The following is a 15,391-nucleotide window of genomic DNA, read 5'->3' on the forward strand; positions in this document are numbered from 1 at the left end:
TATTTTTAAAATGTTATAATAAAAGGTTAAAAAATAAATTTTTAAGGTTAAATCCATGAAAATAATGATTATCCAAGGCCCAAATGTTAATATGCTTGGCGTAAGAGAAGTGGGAATTTATGGTGCTATGAAAATGGAAGAAATTCATGAGCAAATGAAAATTGCAGCATCACAAAACAATGTAGAACTTGACTTTTTCCAAAGTAATTTTGAAGGTGAAATCGTAGATAAAATTCAAGAATGCCTTGGAACAGTTGATGGAATTATTATCAATGCAGCAGGCTATACTCATACTTCAGTAGCTATTCGCGATGCTATTGCAGCAGTAGCTTTACCTACAATTGAAGTACATATTAGCAATGTTTATCGCAGAGAAGAATTTCGTCAAAAAAGTCTTATAGCACCTGTATGTTCTGGAACTATTGTTGGTTTTGGTCCTTTTGGCTATCACTTGGCTTTAATGGGTATAATTCAAATTTGCGAACAAATAAAAAATTTGCGCGCGATGCAACAAGCACAACAAACGAATAAATAATAATGCTAAAAATTCAAGGAGTAAAACACTTTGAAAAAAGTCGTTTTTTTCCTTTTTTTAGTCAAAATATACGATCTTTTAAATATTTAGCTCTTATAGGCTTAGGAAGCAATATAGAGCCCGAAAAAAAAAGATTTGATATGCTTTTTCGAGTAATGATGGATGATAAAAGATTTAAAATTTTATCCACATCTCCTATGTTGATAAATGAAGCCTTTGGTTTTAAAGAGCAAAAAGATTTTACCAATGCTGTTATGTTGATACAAACTAATTTGCATGCACGAGCACTTTTGAAAGTTTTACTTTATTATGAAGTAAAATTTAAACGCAAGAGAACTTTCAAAAACGCTCCTAGAACGCTTGATTTAGATCTTTTATACTTTTCACAAAAAGTCAAGCGTGATAAGTGGTGTGAGGTGCCTCATAAAGGGGCTAAAGAAAGAGCGAGTGTAATTTTGCCTTTAGGCATGATATAAGGAATATAAATGGGACAACTTATACATACTTTTACTGTTGAAGATACAGAACAAATTATACCCAAAGTAAAAGAAGATTACGGAGATAAAGCTTTAATTATAACAAATAAACAAATTCGTCCTAAAACCTTAAATCGCAGTGCGCTTTATGAGGTTATGGTAGCCATAGAAGAAAGCGACTATGAAGAACACTTAAAAAAACAAGGAAAATCTTTACCTGCAAAAAAAAGCTCGCCAAAACCATCTTCTACCTCTCTTGCAGAAGAAAAAATTAGATCTCAAATCCCTCAAGAAGATGAAGATGTAGTCTTGGATTTCTCAAACACTCGCTTAAATACACATTTAAACACTGTAAAAAACAATGGCTTAACTAAAAAAACCCATCAAGATTTTCCACAAAACAAAATCAACCCTCATCAAAATAAGACTCTAGGCTTTGATGATTTTAAAGAAAAACTAAGTGAAGTTAGCAATGAAATTTCTAAAGTCACAAACACACCTTTAGAAAATTACACCCCTAATCCAAATTATAATAAAAAAATAGAAAATTTTGAAAAGCAATTTGAAAAACAAATCAACAAGCTTAACGATAAAATAGATCTTCTTGCAGATATGATGTGGGACGATAAAGCTGAAGCTAGAAAAAATCTTATGATACCTCCTGAATTTGCAAGTATTTATAAACAAGCCAAAGAAAGTGGAATGCTTGAAAATCATCTAGAAGCGATTATGAAAGCAACTATAGAAAATATGCCAGCTGCTATGAAAACCAACAAAGATGCAGTTCAAAGATATTTTCACTCACTTTTAAGAAATATCTTGCCTTGTCGCGTTGAAAGCGATATAAAAAAACAAAAAATCATGATGCTAGTAGGCCCAACAGGAGTCGGAAAAACAACAACATTAGCTAAGTTAGCTTTTCGCTATGCTTATGGAGATAAGCGTTATAAAACAGGTATTATTACGCTTGATACCTATAGAATCGGTGCGGTTGAGCAACTTTTTCAGTATGCAAAAATGATGAAACTTCCTATTATTGATAGCATAGAACCAAAGGATTTAGATGAAGCGATAAAAAGCTTAAATAATTGCGAAGTAATTTTAGTTGATACTATAGGAAATTCACAATACGATCAAAGCAAACTTGCTAAAACTAAAGAATTTTTAATGCACTCAAATGCAGAAATTGATGTAAATTTAGTGGTTTCTGCAAACACCAAACATGAAGATTTAATGGAAATTTATAAAAATTTTTCATTCTTAAATATTGATACTTTGATTATTACTAAATTTGATGAAACAAAGGTTTTTGGAAATATCTTCTCTCTTATTTATGAAACGAATATTCCTCTAAGCTTTTTCTCTACAGGACAAGAAGTGCCAGATGATTTAGAAGTAGCCAATAGTGATTTTCTAGTTCATTGTATTTTAGAAGGGTTTAATAAAGGAAAAAATAATGAATAACCAAGCAAATAAACTTCGCAATCTCATGAGTCAAAATGGAACCAAAAAATCCCAAAACACTCATTTTATAGCTATTACAAGTGGAAAAGGTGGCGTTGGAAAAAGTACGATTAGCGCAAATCTAGCCAATGTTTTAGCAAATAATGGCTATAAAGTTGGGCTTTTTGATGCTGATATTGGCTTGGCAAATTTGGATGTCATTTTAAATGTACGCATACAAAAAAATCTCTTGCATGTTTTACGTGGAGAATGCTCCTTGGAAGATATTTTAATAGAAGTTAAGCCAAATTTATGGCTCATCCCAGGCGAAAGTGGAGATGAGATTTTAAAATATAATGATAAAAATATTTACGAGAGATTTTTAAATCAAGCAAGTATTTTAGATGAGCTTGATTTTCTTATTATCGACACAGGTGCGGGTATTGGTGGAAATATTTTAAATTTTTTAGAAATGGCTGATGAAGTTATAGTAGTAACTGTTCCTGATCCTGCAGCAATTACCGATGCGTATGCAACCATAAAAACAACTTCTAAGACAAAAGAAAATTTACTAATGCTCTTTAATGTTGTAAAAAATGAAAATGAAGCTTTAAAAGTTTTTGAAAATATTAAAAAAGTTGCAGATGCAAACATTAAAAATCCTTTAAATTTAGAATTCTTAGGTCATTTAAGCGCTTCTAAAGATGTAAGTGGTAGTATTAAAAAAAGAACTTTATTTAGCGATGAAAACACAGCCTCAAGTGATGAGCTTAAAGCCCTAGCCTCCAAGCTTTTATATAGATTGGAACGGAAAGTGCTTGATAATGTTTCAAATCGTAGTTTTTCAAGTTTTTTTAGAAAAATTATTGAAAGATTTTAGCAATAAAGAGAAGAGATTATGAGGCCAGAAAATTACGTAGCATTTTTCACTGTTTGTGGATTTTTTATAGGACTTGCATTTAGCATTATTAGTATAGATGAAGCCTTTGATATACTGATTTTTACTTGTTTTATTACTTTTATGTTTTATGTTTTTGTTCATATTGCTATTATGAATTTTATAGATGTAAAGAAAATTAGTGGCAGAATCTTTAATAAACACGATTATGAAAAAACTAGCAATAATATTATCAACGATTTAGTTATTCGTGAAAAGAAAATGGATATAATTTTAGAAAAGCTCAATGAAGAAAGAGAAGAGCTAAAGAAAAATGAATCCAAAGAAAGACGAAGAAATGCTAAAAGAGCCGCCTAAAGCTTATGCACAAATGCTAAAGAAAGAGCAAGATGAGCTTGTGCTTTCTTACATGCCAGCTCTGCGCGCTATGGCTTTTAGACTAAAAGAACGCTTGCCTTCAAGTATAGATGTTAATGATCTTATTAGCATAGGCGTTGAAGAAATGATAAAGCTTTCACGCCGTTACGATAAAGAACAAAATGATAACTTCTGGGGTTTTGCAAGAAAAAGAGTTAACGGCTCTATGCTTGATTATCTTAGAAGTCTTGATGTAATGAGTCGCAATAATCGCAAAATTATTAAAGATATTGATGCAATCATGGATGAATATTTCCTTGAGAATGAATGCGAACCTGATGATGAGTATCTAGCCAAAAAACTTGATTTAGATGTAGAAAAAATCAAAGAGGTAAGAACAGCTCATGCTATTAGCTATACCCTGCCCATCGATGAGCAAATCGAACTTTATAACGAAGACAATACTTTAGAAAAAATTGAAAAAGAAGAACTTTTAGAAAAAATTCACGAAGTGCTAGATGATCTTAAAGAGCGCGATCAGTTAATTATTCAGCTTTATTATTATGAAGAATTAAGCCTAAAAGAAATCAGTGAAATTTTACAAATCAGTGAAAGCAGAATTTCACAAATTCACAAAAAACTTCTTAAAAAACTTAGAGAAAGGCTAGTGTAATGGCTGAGATACTTTCCCAAGAAGAAATTGATGCTCTACTTGAAGTTGTCGATGATAACACCGACACACCCATAGCCTCAAATTCAAAAGATGAAAAAGATGAAAGAAATATCGTTGTATACGATTTTAAGCGTCCAAACAGAGTTTCAAAAGAACAACTTAGGACGATTAAAGGCATACATGATAAATTGGCAAGAAATTTAGCCTCTCAAATTTCATCAATGATGAGAAGTATTGTTGAAACTAAACTTCATTCAGTCGATCAGATGACTTATGGAGAGTTTTTAATGTCTTTGCCAAGCCCAACAAGTTTTAACGTTTTTTCTATCAAACCTTTAGATGGAAACTGTGTTTTAGAAATCAATCCAAGCATAGCTTTTCCTATGATAGACAGGCTTTTAGGTGGTCAAGGCGATAGCTATGAAGCTTCGCGTGAGCTTACGGATATTGAGCTTAATTTGCTTGATTCTATTTTACGTATCATTATGCAAAGACTTAAAGAAAGCTGGGCTACCGTAACTGAAATTTATCCTAGTATAGAAGCTAAAGAATCAAGTCCAAATGTTGTGCAAATCGTATCTCAAAATGAGATTGTTATCATGGTAGTAATGGAAATCATCATAGGAAATTCAAGCGGTATGGTAAATATCTGCTATCCTGTAGTGCATTTAGAAAGTATATTAAGCCGTTTGGCAAACCGCGACATTATGATGGGTGAAACCTCAGCCAAAAAATCACGCAACAAAGAACTTAAAACTTTAATCGGTCGTGCTGAAGTGGTATATGAGGCAATTTTAGGAAAAACTCTAATTAATGTTCATGAATTTTTAGAACTTAAACAAGGTGATATCTTAAGACTTGATAGAGAAGCAGATGATAAAGCTATAGTAAGCATCGATAAAAAAGATGTTTTCTTGGCACAAATTGGATTGCATCGTTTTAGAAAATCTATTAAAATTTTAGAACTCATACGCACAGATAAAGATGAAATCAAAGAAATTTTGGAAAAATACGAAGAAGAACGTAAAGCTAAAGCTAGTGTTTATGATGAGCCTGAAGAGGAGGATGAAGAAATATGATCAATGATTTTTTAAAAATGTTTACAAATGAATGCATCAGCACCATTGAAGGTTTAACAGGAAAAAGTGCTGAATTTAGCGAATATAAAGAATTTGATGTCAATGCAAGTGATACTTTAAAAGCACCTTTAGTGTATGCTATATTTGATATAGCAAATGGTGGAAAAATAGGAATTTTAGCCGGTGCTGTTTTAATGAGTGCTATTGGTGAATGGATGATGGGCGAAGAAGAGATCACCAAAAACGATAAACTAGGTCCTGATGAAATGGATGCAGCTAAAGAAGCCATCCAAAATATCGTTTCAGCGTTTTCTACAACTTTAGGAGCTCAAAAAGACATTCCAAAAATGGATTTTAGTATAGAATCTTGTGAATTTGTGCCTGAAAGCGTAGATTTTAAAGATTTTAAAAAATTATTTTTATATGATGTAAAAATAGGTGATTTAGAAGAACAAGTTTCTTTAGCCATGGATCAAACACTTCACAACATCCTAAGCGGAAAACCTGCTGAAACAGGAAATACAAGCACTGATTCTAATCACAACGCTGAAGAAAAAGCAATAATGCTTAGCGAAGAACTTAAAAATATCAATCTTATCATGGATGTTCGTTTGCCTGTGCGTGTGCGTATAGGCAATAAAAAAATGCTTTTAAAAGATGTTTTAACTATGGATATAGGTTCAGTTGTGGAGCTTAATCAACTTGCAAACGATCCGCTTGAAATTTTAATCGGAGATAAAAGAATTGCTTATGGCGAAGTAGTAATTGTCGATGGTAATTTTGGCGTTCAAATTACAGAAATCGGATCTAAAAAAGAAAGATTAGAGCAATTAAGATAAAATTACTCTATAAATTTAAAAAAATTAGCTATAATCATTTTTTATAGTTTTGCCAAAAAGGTATTTGATGGATACAAAAATCATAAAAGATGTTGAAAAATTTGAAAATATACCCGAGCTAGAAAAGGCTGTTACTTTTTTTGGTTCAGCAAGACTTAAAGAAGATAATTTTTATTATCAGCAGGCTAAAATTTTGGCACAAAAATGTGCTCAAAATGGTTTTTGTGTGATAAGTGGTGGTGGTGGAGGCATTATGCGCGCAGCCAACGAAGGCGCTTTTTCACAAAAAAATAATACAAATTCAATAAGTTCTGTAGGGTTTAATATATTTTTACCTCACGAGCAAAAACTTAATGATTTTGTAGAATATAATATTACTTTTGAGAGCTTAGCCATACGCAAAATGGCTCTTATTGAAAAGAGTCTAGCTTTTGTGATCTTCCCAGGCGGCTTTGGAACACTTGATGAATTGTGTGAAATTCTTACATTAAAACAATTAGAATTTAAAAAAGATGTTCCTATTATTTTGTTTGGGAGTGAATTTTGGCGAGGTTTTGATGAGTTCGTCAGAAATTCTTTACTCAAACTTGAAGTGATTTCTAAAGGAGATGAGTTAAAGTATAAGATCACTGACGACTTGGATTTTATAATTAATACTTTAAAGGAAATTTAATGAAAATTCTAGTCGCTATGAGCGGTGGAGTTGATAGTACAGTCACTGCTTATAAACTTAAAAATTTAGGTCATGAAGTTATAGGTTGTTATATGAAGCTTCATGGCAAACCAAATTACCACGAAGAAAATATCAAAAAAGTAGAAAAAGTTGCAAATTTTTTACAAATTCCTTATCATATTTTAGACTTACAAGAAGATTTTAAAAACAAAGTTTATATGCCTTTTGTGGATACTTATAAAGAGGGTAAAACACCAAATCCTTGCGCTTTATGCAACCGCTTTATCAAACTTGGAAAACTTTTGGAATTTGCTAAAAGTTTAGGTTGTGAAAAACTTGCCACAGGGCATTATGCAAGACTTGAAAACAACTTAATAAAAACCGCAGTAGATGAAAGCAAGGATCAAAGCTATTTTTTGGCTAGTGCAGATAAAGAAGCTTTAAAATATCTTATTTTTCCACTAGGCGAAATGAAAAAAGAAGATGTGAAAAAATTTGCTTCCACTATAGAGGTTTTAAAATCTTTTGCCACTCAAAAGGAAAGTTCTGAAATTTGCTTTGTTGAAGATACTTATGTGCAAGTTTTAGATCAGTTTATGGATACAAAAATTCCTGGAGAAGTATTAGATAGTAGCGGAAAAGTGGTGGGCAAACATGAGGGCTATATGCACTATACCATAGGCAAAAGAAGGGGTTTTGAAGTGCGTGGGGCACATGAACCACATTTTGTTTTAAAAATCAATCCTAAGCAAAATCAAATCATCGTAGGAACCAAAGAAGAACTTAAAATCAGTGAATTTAAGCTAAAAAATATCAATCTTTTTATAGATGCTAAAGAGCTTGATTGCGAAGTAAAAATCCGCTATCGTTCAAAATCTACACCTTGTAAGGTAGAAATTTATGAAGATAAAAGCGCAAAAATCACTCTAAAAGATCCTGTTTATGGACTTGCTAGCGGACAAATGGCAGTCTTTTATGATATTGATAAAGTCATAGCAAGCGGTTTTATAGAATAATTTCTAGGAATTACTTCCTAGAAATTATTAATAAAATCCTAAAATTTTCCACCAAAAAAGCCCAATAGCTATCATCACTACTATATCAACTATGGAAATCACAAAACCTATACTCCACCATTTTTTAAGAGTTACATAGCCTGTTCCAAAAATAACAGGAGCTGTTCCTGTTGCATAGTGAGTTAATGCCATCATAACATTACCTGAAGCTATCATAATAAAAGCATAAAGAAGTGGTGGTGCTCCTAAAGCAAGCCCTGCACTATAAAAAACAAAAAACATTGCTGATATATGAGCTGTAGTAGAAGCAAAGAAATAGTGTGTATATAAAAAAGCAAGGCTTAAAAATATCATAATAGAAATTTCCCCAAGTCCCATAGCAGAAGCAAATTCACCTAAAGCTTCAGCTAAAAACTGTGTAACACCAAGTTTGCCAAGTAAAGTTGCCATCATTACAAGAGCTGAAAACCATACTAAAGTATTCCAAGCAGCTTTTTCAGCCAAAACTTCCCCAAAAGTTAAAACTCCACTAATCAACACCAAAGACAACCCAAGCAAAGCCACGCTAGTCGCATCAAGAGAAATTCCAAAAAGCAAACCAAAAGTCCCAGCCCATAAAAGCAAAAGCAAGACAAAAACACTGAGCATGATTTTTTCACTATTTTTCATTTTTCCAAGCTCTTTTAATTTGTCTTTAGCAAAAGTGGAAGCATTAGGCGTGGATTTAATTTCTGGCGGAGAGAGAAAATAAAGCACCAAAGGCATCAAAAGCATAGCAGCTATACCAGGTAAAAACATCCCTAAAGCCCATTGCCCCCAAGTTAAATGCACTTCTAAATTTGTAGCTTGTACTATAAGATCAACCACCAAAGGATTTGGAGCTGTAGCTGTAATAAACATAGCTGATGAAATAGGATTAGCTTGATAATTTACCAAAGAAAGATAAGTGCCTATTTTATTTTGTGTTCCATCTTCAGGAGTGGATTTAAAACTTCTTGCAATAGCTTGAACTATAGGATTTATGATAGCCCCTGCTCTTGCAGTATTTGAAGGAGTAACTGGAGCTAAAATGGTTTCACAAAAAGCTATAGAATAAGCAATACCTAAGGTTTTTTTACCAAAAATACTGATAAAATGATAAGCTAAACGCTCTCCAAGTCCTGTTTTAATAACTCCACGAGCCACGATAATAGAAATAACTATAAGCCAAATAAGAGAATTTGAAAAACCACTTAAAGCGTCTTTTATACCCGTTTTAGATTTTAAATTTGATATAGCAGTATTTACCTTTTCATCTATACTCTTTTGAGATAAAAAATCAAGTGCTAAAGTATTTAAAGCTAAAATTTTAGTCTCATCAATAAGTTGTTGCGTAGAAGTTTTTGAAGTAGCTTTGGTGTAAATTTTTACTTAGATTTTCAATTTGATAATTTACATCTGTGCTTGATTTTAAAATTTCATCAACTTTTGCTTTTAAATTTCTACTTATATTAGCATTGATTAAAGCCTGCAAAGTAGCGGCTTCAACTGCCTCATCCATAGTTGTTTTATAGATATTAGAATTATCTCTTAAAACAATTCCCTCAAGAGTTTTTATATGCGTAGCACGCACAGAACTTTGGGTAGTGGTAATGCCGCTAAGAGCTATTATGGCAATAGCTATCATACAAACAGCCCCCAAAGGCATTACTTGTAAAATCACTGCCATAATCACAGCAATAAAAAGCCCAAGAAAATGCCAAGAATTATCTTGCAAACTAACAAGAGTAGGTATAAGCCAAAACACAGCTGCAATTAAAATACGCAGCACCAACAAGGGAATTTTCTTTCTATCCATTGTTTATCCTTTGATATTGGTAATGTAATTTACAATGCTTAAATTCTAATTAACTAATATTTTAATAAATCTTAAAATTATAATTTTTAAATAAATTTTTAATTTATTGTTACAAACATACATAATTTTTTATGTTATAAAGAAGCTAGTCTAATTGAAAAATAAATAGGGAATTTTAAATGAATAAAACCCTTCCCCAGATAACTGCGGCACACACTAAAATCAAGTGCTCTGCTGTGTTCCCACCCTGAAGCGGTGCTTAAAAATAGCATTGCACAGGTCTAAGAAAAGGCAAAGAAATTATATCATAATATACTTAAAAAGTGTTGAGCTATAAAAACTAAATATAAAAATGTATAAATATGTAACAAATTGGCTATATTTTATATAAATTTTTAAATTTAATTTGCAAAATTATTGTTTTTTTCAAGGAAATACGATTATATAGATATATTATATAAATTTTTAAGGAAAAATCATGGAAATCAAATGGAGTAAAGATTTTAGCATTAAAAACATACAATTAGATAAACAACACGAACTAATTTTTGAAATTGCTGAAATTGCAAACGATTTAGCTTTAAAAATTCAAGATAATGATGTGCAACACAAAAATGATTTAAAACAAATTCTTACAAAGTTATTCCAATATGTAAAAATTCATTTCAAAGATGAAGAAAAATTTATGGAAAGCATTGATTTTCCTTTGATTGAAGAACATAGAAAATCTCATCAAATATTATTAAAAAAGACTAAAGAACTTTTAGAGCATTCAGATAATATTGTAAAAATGTCTCAAGAACTTTCCATATTAACCAAAGATTGGATTTTAGATCATTTTGCTATTGAAGATTTATGGATAGCTAACTTCACAAAAAAAGCTCTACATCTTCAAGAGATTCATTATAATCTAGAGCAATACATAAAATTAAAATCAATTAGGCAAGATTTAAAGACTGAAAAAACCTATGATTATATTTGCAACTGTTATTTGCGTACTCATGCAGTTCCACAAACCATACACGAAGAACTTGTTAGCAAAGAAAATACTTTAAAATGTGAAAAATGTGGACAAATTTTAGTGCATTTAGATCATATTGATTTAAATCAAAATTATGAAATGTTAAATCATATCCTCGAAAACATAGGAGTGTAATGATGAGCTATGAAATAAAAACTTTAGAAACTTTCAATCCTTTTGAAAGTTTAAAATATGAACAAGCCAGCACAGATCAAATTCTTGATTTTAGAATTATAGATTTTAAACTTCTGTGTTCTAATATAAAACCAGCAAAAACAAAAACTTATGAAAGAAAGGATTTTGACTTATTTTATGCGGATGATTTTTTTGTAAAAAATTACAATACCATGGTGCAAAAATTTCTTATAGAAATTTATCCAAAAACACAAAAAAACTGTTTCGTGGTTAAGCTTAAATCTAATCCTAGTTTAACTTATCTTAAGGTCAATATTAATTTTTTGGATAATTTTAAATACTATCCAAATTTAAAATTTGACATTTTACAAAATATTTATAAAGTAATGATCAAGCAAAAATTTTTAATCTTAAGACTTGATAAAAATTTATTTGACAAGATTGATGATTTTATCTTATCAATACAAAAAAATCCATCTATTAAAGAAATAGAGCTTGAAATTGCCAAAGGTGTAGATAAGATTGAACATAAAAGCGATGAAATTATTTATCATAGAGATGTTAACGAAGAATGTTTTGACGAAAATATTAGCTATGATGAAGGAAGCTACTGTAAACCTATTGAAAAAAATGAGCTACTTTTTGAATACATTTATAGAATTCTTGGAAAAGAAGGTAGAAATTTAAGAGGAGAAATCCTTCATTTAAACCCAATAGCTTTTTTTGATAATCCTTTTATCATAAAAGATGAAAGCATTTATACAGAAGAACTAGAAGATAGAATTAAATATTTTAGTGCAAATTATGGATTTTTAAATAAAGACCGATCAGGATATAGTGTTACAAATAATTTAAAATTATCACAAGTAGGACTTAAAACAACCGGTTCAATCAAAACAAATACTGATGAAAATATAAACTTAGAAATCGCTAATTTTGATATAAATGATGATGCTGTTAAATCAGGCATTGTAAATGTTCAAGCTTCAGACATAAAAGTAAACGGAAGCATTGGAGCGACAAAACTTTATGGAAGAAATATCAGCATCAAAGGCCTAACTCATGCAAAAAGCGAAATTTTTGCACAAGATATTTTTATTACAACACACAAAGGAACTTTGCAAGCTGATACTGTGTATATAAAAAATTTAGAAAACGGGATAGTTATAGCCAAAAATGTATTTGTTGAAAACTGCATGGGTGGAAAAATAGAAGCAGAAAATATTTATATTTGCAATTTATTAGCAGATAATATCTTATATCCCAAAAAAAATCTAATCATAACAAATAATATAAAATTTAAAAATAATATTGTAATTTCTCCACTAGATTTTATTAACAATAAATCAAACTCAGAAACTGAAAATCTTACAAATTTAAGCCTTAAAACAAAGAGTAAACTTGATAATATCATAAGTCAAATGCAAAATTACTATGATTATCTAATCAAAAATCAAATCAAGATTATCAAACTTCAAAAAACTGAAAAACTTAATGCTATAGATATGAAATTTTCAAATCTTTATCGTGATATCATAAAAAAATATAATCATCTTAGCGTCTTGTATAAAAAACTTATAAAATTAAAATATCATATTGACGCAAAGCTAAATTTTTTAGATGAAATGGTTTATAATGTAAAAATATACATAAAAGCCGAAAATATTGGAGAGGATAATTTTTTAAAATTTTATCCTAAAACAAACACTGAGCTTGAACTAAAGCATCAAATAAATTTAAAAGATTATGAAAAAGTTTTATACCTTGAAAAAGGGCAACAAGCAAGCTATATTAAATCAAGTCATGATTATAGCGAAAGCGATATAGAAGAAATTAAAATTATTTTTGAAAAACTAGAAAAAGATAATTCCTAAAAATTATCTTTTCATATTAATAGCCTTTTGTATCATTTGATCGCTTGTGGTAATGCTTTTTGAGCTTGCATCAAAGGCTTTTTGAGTTACTATAAGATTTGAAAGCTCTACACTTAAATCAACATTAGATTGCTCTAAAAAACCACCTTTAAATTTAGCTGTATTAACAATCTGTCCATTTTTCATAATAAAACTTGCATCACCACTATTAGCTGTTGCAGCAAAGATATTATCGCCCATAGCAGCCAATCCTTGCTCATTGATAAAATTATATAAAGCAAGCTTTCCAACTATAGCATTTTTACCATTGCTAAATTGCGCTACAATACTTCCATCATCAGATATATCATATTGTTTAAAAAATCCTTCGGCTACACCATCTTGCTGTGTAACTACATTTTTTTCAACGCCTTCTTTAATATAAATCCCACTATAACCCGAACCAGGTTTATTAGCATCATAAGGAGAGCCTAAATCAATATTAATTGTTCCGCCATTTGGGTTTGCAATGCTTGTAATATTATTTTGAAGCAAAGCACCATTTTTATCAAAAACCATATTTCCTTCAGTTGGATTGCCTACAGCATTGCCATTAGAATCATAAATTTGGGCAATGGCTTTATATTGTATATTATCGCCTTCTTGCGGCAAAACCCTTTCAAGCGTAACCCTTAAAGTACTTTTACTTCCATCTGCATTATAAATAGGGGATTCTAAAATATCTTTATTGGCTTTTTGTTGTTCTGTTGAAATTTGAGCTGTATCAAGCTTGATGCTATTTTCATCCAAACCCTTTAAATCAAGCTCATTGCTTTTAAAATTAAGATTTTCATCTAAAGTTGCTTCAAAGCTTTTTTTTACGCCATTATCGTCAGTGAAATTTAAAATGATCCTATCACCCACTTTAGCACTAAACACATCTTCTTTGCTAACACTACCGCTAACTACATATTTTCCATCTTCGGTTTTTGTAATGTTAAATTTACCAGGATCAAGATCCACTTTGACCACTTCTGTTGTTGTGTTAGTATTTAAACTTCCACTCCATTTTACATTTTGAGTTACTTGAGGAGGTAAATACATATTCACAGGTACTTTAATAGCCCCTTGAGAAGCAGTTGTGCCTATACTGAAAGAATTATTTGAATTTACGGTAAAACCATTATTTACCGGAGTTCCTGTGTTAAGATAATCCCCCATAAGCCCCGCAACCCTATCGCTATAGTTGATACCGGTAAAAGCAGGGTTCATTGTTCCTAAAACAAAATTTCCATAAGAATCTACCAAATATCCATTTGCATCTCTTTTAAACGATCCATTTCTAGTATAGTAAGCATTACCATCCGCCCCCAAAACCCCAAAAAATCCTTTTCCTTGTAAAGCCACATCAAATTCGCTATCGCTTGCCACAAGAGAACCTTGTTCAAAAACCACATTAGAAGAAGCTGATCCTGAGCCATATCCACCTTGAGCAGGATTAGTTGATTGAGTAGTTATGGTGCTATAAAAAATATCTTTAAATTGAGCATCAGAATACTTAAAACCTGTAGTATTAACATTAGCTATATTATTTGCATAAATATCAATACCAAAACTATTTGTTTTAACTCCAGAAATTCCATTATAAAATGAATTCATCATGGCTTATGCCTTTTCCTCTTTGTCGCCTTCTTCTGTGGATCCAGAATTAGAAGAATCTCCATCACTTGAGTCTCCACCTGAACTATCTCCAACGGAAGTTGAAGATGAACCAAGTTTATAATCACTAATTTCACCAATATCATCAAAACTTACATATTGACCACCCATTTTTGCATAAGCAACCCCATCAACAAATTTAATACCCTCTATAGGATAAGTTCCATAATTTGCAGTGATCTTTTCCCCGTTTTTATTATTATAAACCACTTTAACACTATACTCTCCATCCCCAGCATAAACACCATCATTATTTCTACCAGGCCACTCTAATGTAAATAAACCTTTTGATACTTCTTTTCCCTCATTACTTTTTTCACTAAATACCAACTTATTATTTTTATCATAAACCTCTAAGGTGATTCCTTTATCATCCGAATCTTCAGGCAAATACATTTTTAGTGCAATAACCTCATCTGCGCCTGTTAATTTGACTTTGTTTTCATTTACCGTAGCCATTTTTCCTATAGCTCCCACTGCTGCAGTACTCATGCTCGTGCTAAAAGAATTGGAAAGTTTTTCCATAGTTTCAACCATTTTTTGCATAGTTGTATTGGTATTTTGCTGCATTTCAAGTGCACTAAGCTGTGAGGTTTGTGTAAGCATTTTATCACTATCCATAGGATCGGTTGGATCTTGATGTTGAAGCTCAATCAAAAGAAGTTTTAAAAATGCATCTTTATCTAAGGTAGCATTTGGATTGCTCACTATTCCTGAGCTACTGCTTGAATCTGTTCCAGTTGTTCCACTAGTACTTCCTGAAGAAGTAGTACCTGAAGTTGTAGCGGCAGTATTTAAATTCCAATCCGATGATGATATCATTATAAACTCCTTTTT

14 protein-coding genes, 1 other RNA gene and 1 pseudogene are annotated in these 15,391 nt (G+C 31.1%); 12 read left to right on the top strand and 4 right to left on the bottom strand.

Annotation, left to right across the window (positions count from 1 at the left end; all coding sequences use genetic code 11):
• Positions 1-55 precede the first annotated feature (55 nt).
• The 10 genes from aroQ (at position 56) to mnmA (ending at position 7,989) form a co-directional block, all read left to right on the top strand.
• Positions 56-535 carry a type II 3-dehydroquinate dehydratase gene (aroQ, locus tag ELQ07_RS06930; RefSeq protein ID WP_134224924.1) on the top strand — a complete coding sequence of 160 codons (480 nt, stop codon included), beginning with the start codon at positions 56-58 and terminating at the stop codon, positions 533-535.
• 2 nt (positions 536-537) lie between these two features.
• The gene (gene folK / locus ELQ07_RS06935; protein WP_134224925.1) at positions 538-1,011 is read left to right on the top strand and encodes a 2-amino-4-hydroxy-6-hydroxymethyldihydropteridine diphosphokinase; all 474 of its coding nucleotides are present in this window, start codon (positions 538-540) and stop codon (positions 1,009-1,011) included.
• 9 nt (positions 1,012-1,020) lie between these two features.
• A complete protein-coding gene (gene flhF, locus ELQ07_RS06940; RefSeq protein WP_070316442.1) occupies positions 1,021-2,475 on the top strand; it encodes a flagellar biosynthesis protein FlhF in 1,455 nt (484 codons plus the stop codon).
• Positions 2,468-3,334: a flagella biosynthesis ATPase FlhG gene (gene flhG / locus ELQ07_RS06945; protein ID WP_002854691.1), complete on the top strand. Its 867-nt coding sequence runs from the start codon at positions 2,468-2,470 to the stop codon at positions 3,332-3,334. The genes flhF and flhG overlap by 8 nt, the downstream gene beginning before the upstream one ends.
• 18 nt (positions 3,335-3,352) lie before the next feature.
• Complete coding sequence (locus tag ELQ07_RS06950) at positions 3,353-3,709, top strand: hypothetical protein (protein WP_002854547.1); 357 nt, start codon at positions 3,353-3,355, stop codon at positions 3,707-3,709.
• Complete coding sequence (locus ELQ07_RS06955; RefSeq protein ID WP_002883199.1) at positions 3,690-4,382, top strand: RNA polymerase sigma factor FliA; 693 nt, start codon at positions 3,690-3,692, stop codon at positions 4,380-4,382. Before ELQ07_RS06950 ends, ELQ07_RS06955 begins: the two co-directional genes overlap by 20 nt.
• Complete coding sequence (fliM, locus tag ELQ07_RS06960) at positions 4,382-5,461, top strand: flagellar motor switch protein FliM (RefSeq protein WP_002851710.1); 1,080 nt, start codon at positions 4,382-4,384, stop codon at positions 5,459-5,461. Before ELQ07_RS06955 ends, fliM begins: the two co-directional genes overlap by 1 nt.
• Positions 5,458-6,300 (top strand): flagellar motor switch protein FliY, encoded by an 843-nt coding sequence (fliY, locus tag ELQ07_RS06965; RefSeq protein WP_052799639.1) that lies wholly within the window; start codon positions 5,458-5,460, stop codon positions 6,298-6,300. The genes fliM and fliY overlap by 4 nt, the downstream gene beginning before the upstream one ends.
• 67 nt (positions 6,301-6,367) lie before the next feature.
• Entirely contained in the window at positions 6,368-6,973 is a 606-nt protein-coding gene (locus ELQ07_RS06970) for a TIGR00730 family Rossman fold protein (RefSeq protein ID WP_052785502.1), read from the top strand.
• A complete protein-coding gene (gene mnmA, locus ELQ07_RS06975; protein WP_052785501.1) occupies positions 6,973-7,989 on the top strand; it encodes a tRNA 2-thiouridine(34) synthase MnmA in 1,017 nt (338 codons plus the stop codon). The genes ELQ07_RS06970 and mnmA overlap by 1 nt, the downstream gene beginning before the upstream one ends.
• Before the next feature lie 27 nt (positions 7,990-8,016).
• Here mnmA and ELQ07_RS06980 read toward each other — a convergent pair.
• Positions 8,017-9,826: pseudogene (locus ELQ07_RS06980) on the bottom strand (DASS family sodium-coupled anion symporter).
• A gap of 190 nt (positions 9,827-10,016) precedes the next feature.
• Positions 10,017-10,114, bottom strand: an RNA gene (ffs, locus tag ELQ07_RS06985) — signal recognition particle sRNA small type.
• 190 nt (positions 10,115-10,304) lie between these two features.
• On the opposite strand from ffs, the gene ELQ07_RS06990 reads away from it, so the two are divergent.
• Entirely contained in the window at positions 10,305-10,982 is a 678-nt protein-coding gene (locus ELQ07_RS06990) for a bacteriohemerythrin (protein ID WP_134224926.1), read from the top strand.
• Positions 10,983-10,984: 2 nt separating this feature from the next.
• Positions 10,985-12,856: a flagellar assembly protein A gene (locus ELQ07_RS06995; RefSeq protein ID WP_134224933.1), complete on the top strand. Its 1,872-nt coding sequence runs from the start codon at positions 10,985-10,987 to the stop codon at positions 12,854-12,856.
• Positions 12,857-12,859: 3 nt separating this feature from the next.
• Here ELQ07_RS06995 and ELQ07_RS07000 read toward each other — a convergent pair whose 3' ends face one another.
• Positions 12,860-14,497: a flagellar hook protein FlgE gene (locus ELQ07_RS07000; RefSeq protein WP_070283796.1), complete on the bottom strand. Its 1,638-nt coding sequence runs from the start codon at positions 14,495-14,497 to the stop codon at positions 12,860-12,862.
• 3 nt (positions 14,498-14,500) lie between these two features.
• Positions 14,501-15,376 (bottom strand): flagellar basal body rod modification protein, encoded by an 876-nt coding sequence (locus ELQ07_RS07005; protein WP_002933283.1) that lies wholly within the window; start codon positions 15,374-15,376, stop codon positions 14,501-14,503.
• Between the last annotated feature and the right edge of the window lie 15 nt (positions 15,377-15,391).

It is taken from the genome of Campylobacter sp. US55 (assembly GCF_004378955.1).
In the GTDB taxonomy this organism is placed as follows: domain Bacteria; phylum Campylobacterota; class Campylobacteria; order Campylobacterales; family Campylobacteraceae; genus Campylobacter_D; species Campylobacter_D jejuni.

Bases quoted from the DNA above. Each gene is read 5' to 3' on its own strand.
- ELQ07_RS07000 (WP_070283796.1), bottom strand. From the start codon at position 14,497: ATGATGAATTCATTTTATAATGGAATTTCTGGAGTTAAAACAAATAGT.
- flhG (WP_002854691.1), top strand. From the start codon at position 2,468: ATGAATAACCAAGCAAATAAACTTCGCAATCTCATGAGTCAAAATGGA.
- folK (WP_134224925.1), top strand. From the start codon at position 538: ATGCTAAAAATTCAAGGAGTAAAACACTTTGAAAAAAGTCGTTTTTTT.
- fliY (WP_052799639.1), top strand. From the start codon at position 5,458: ATGATCAATGATTTTTTAAAAATGTTTACAAATGAATGCATCAGCACC.
- ELQ07_RS07005 (WP_002933283.1), bottom strand. From the start codon at position 15,376: ATGATATCATCATCGGATTGGAATTTAAATACTGCCGCTACAACTTCA.
- fliM (WP_002851710.1), top strand. From the start codon at position 4,382: ATGGCTGAGATACTTTCCCAAGAAGAAATTGATGCTCTACTTGAAGTT.
- ELQ07_RS06950 (WP_002854547.1), top strand. From the start codon at position 3,353: ATGAGGCCAGAAAATTACGTAGCATTTTTCACTGTTTGTGGATTTTTT.
- ELQ07_RS06955 (WP_002883199.1), top strand. From the start codon at position 3,690: ATGCTAAAAGAGCCGCCTAAAGCTTATGCACAAATGCTAAAGAAAGAG.
- ELQ07_RS06990 (WP_134224926.1), top strand. From the start codon at position 10,305: ATGGAAATCAAATGGAGTAAAGATTTTAGCATTAAAAACATACAATTA.
- ELQ07_RS06970 (WP_052785502.1), top strand. From the start codon at position 6,368: ATGGATACAAAAATCATAAAAGATGTTGAAAAATTTGAAAATATACCC.
- mnmA (WP_052785501.1), top strand. From the start codon at position 6,973: ATGAAAATTCTAGTCGCTATGAGCGGTGGAGTTGATAGTACAGTCACT.
- flhF (WP_070316442.1), top strand. From the start codon at position 1,021: ATGGGACAACTTATACATACTTTTACTGTTGAAGATACAGAACAAATT.
- aroQ (WP_134224924.1), top strand. From the start codon at position 56: ATGAAAATAATGATTATCCAAGGCCCAAATGTTAATATGCTTGGCGTA.
- ELQ07_RS06995 (WP_134224933.1), top strand. From the start codon at position 10,985: ATGAGCTATGAAATAAAAACTTTAGAAACTTTCAATCCTTTTGAAAGT.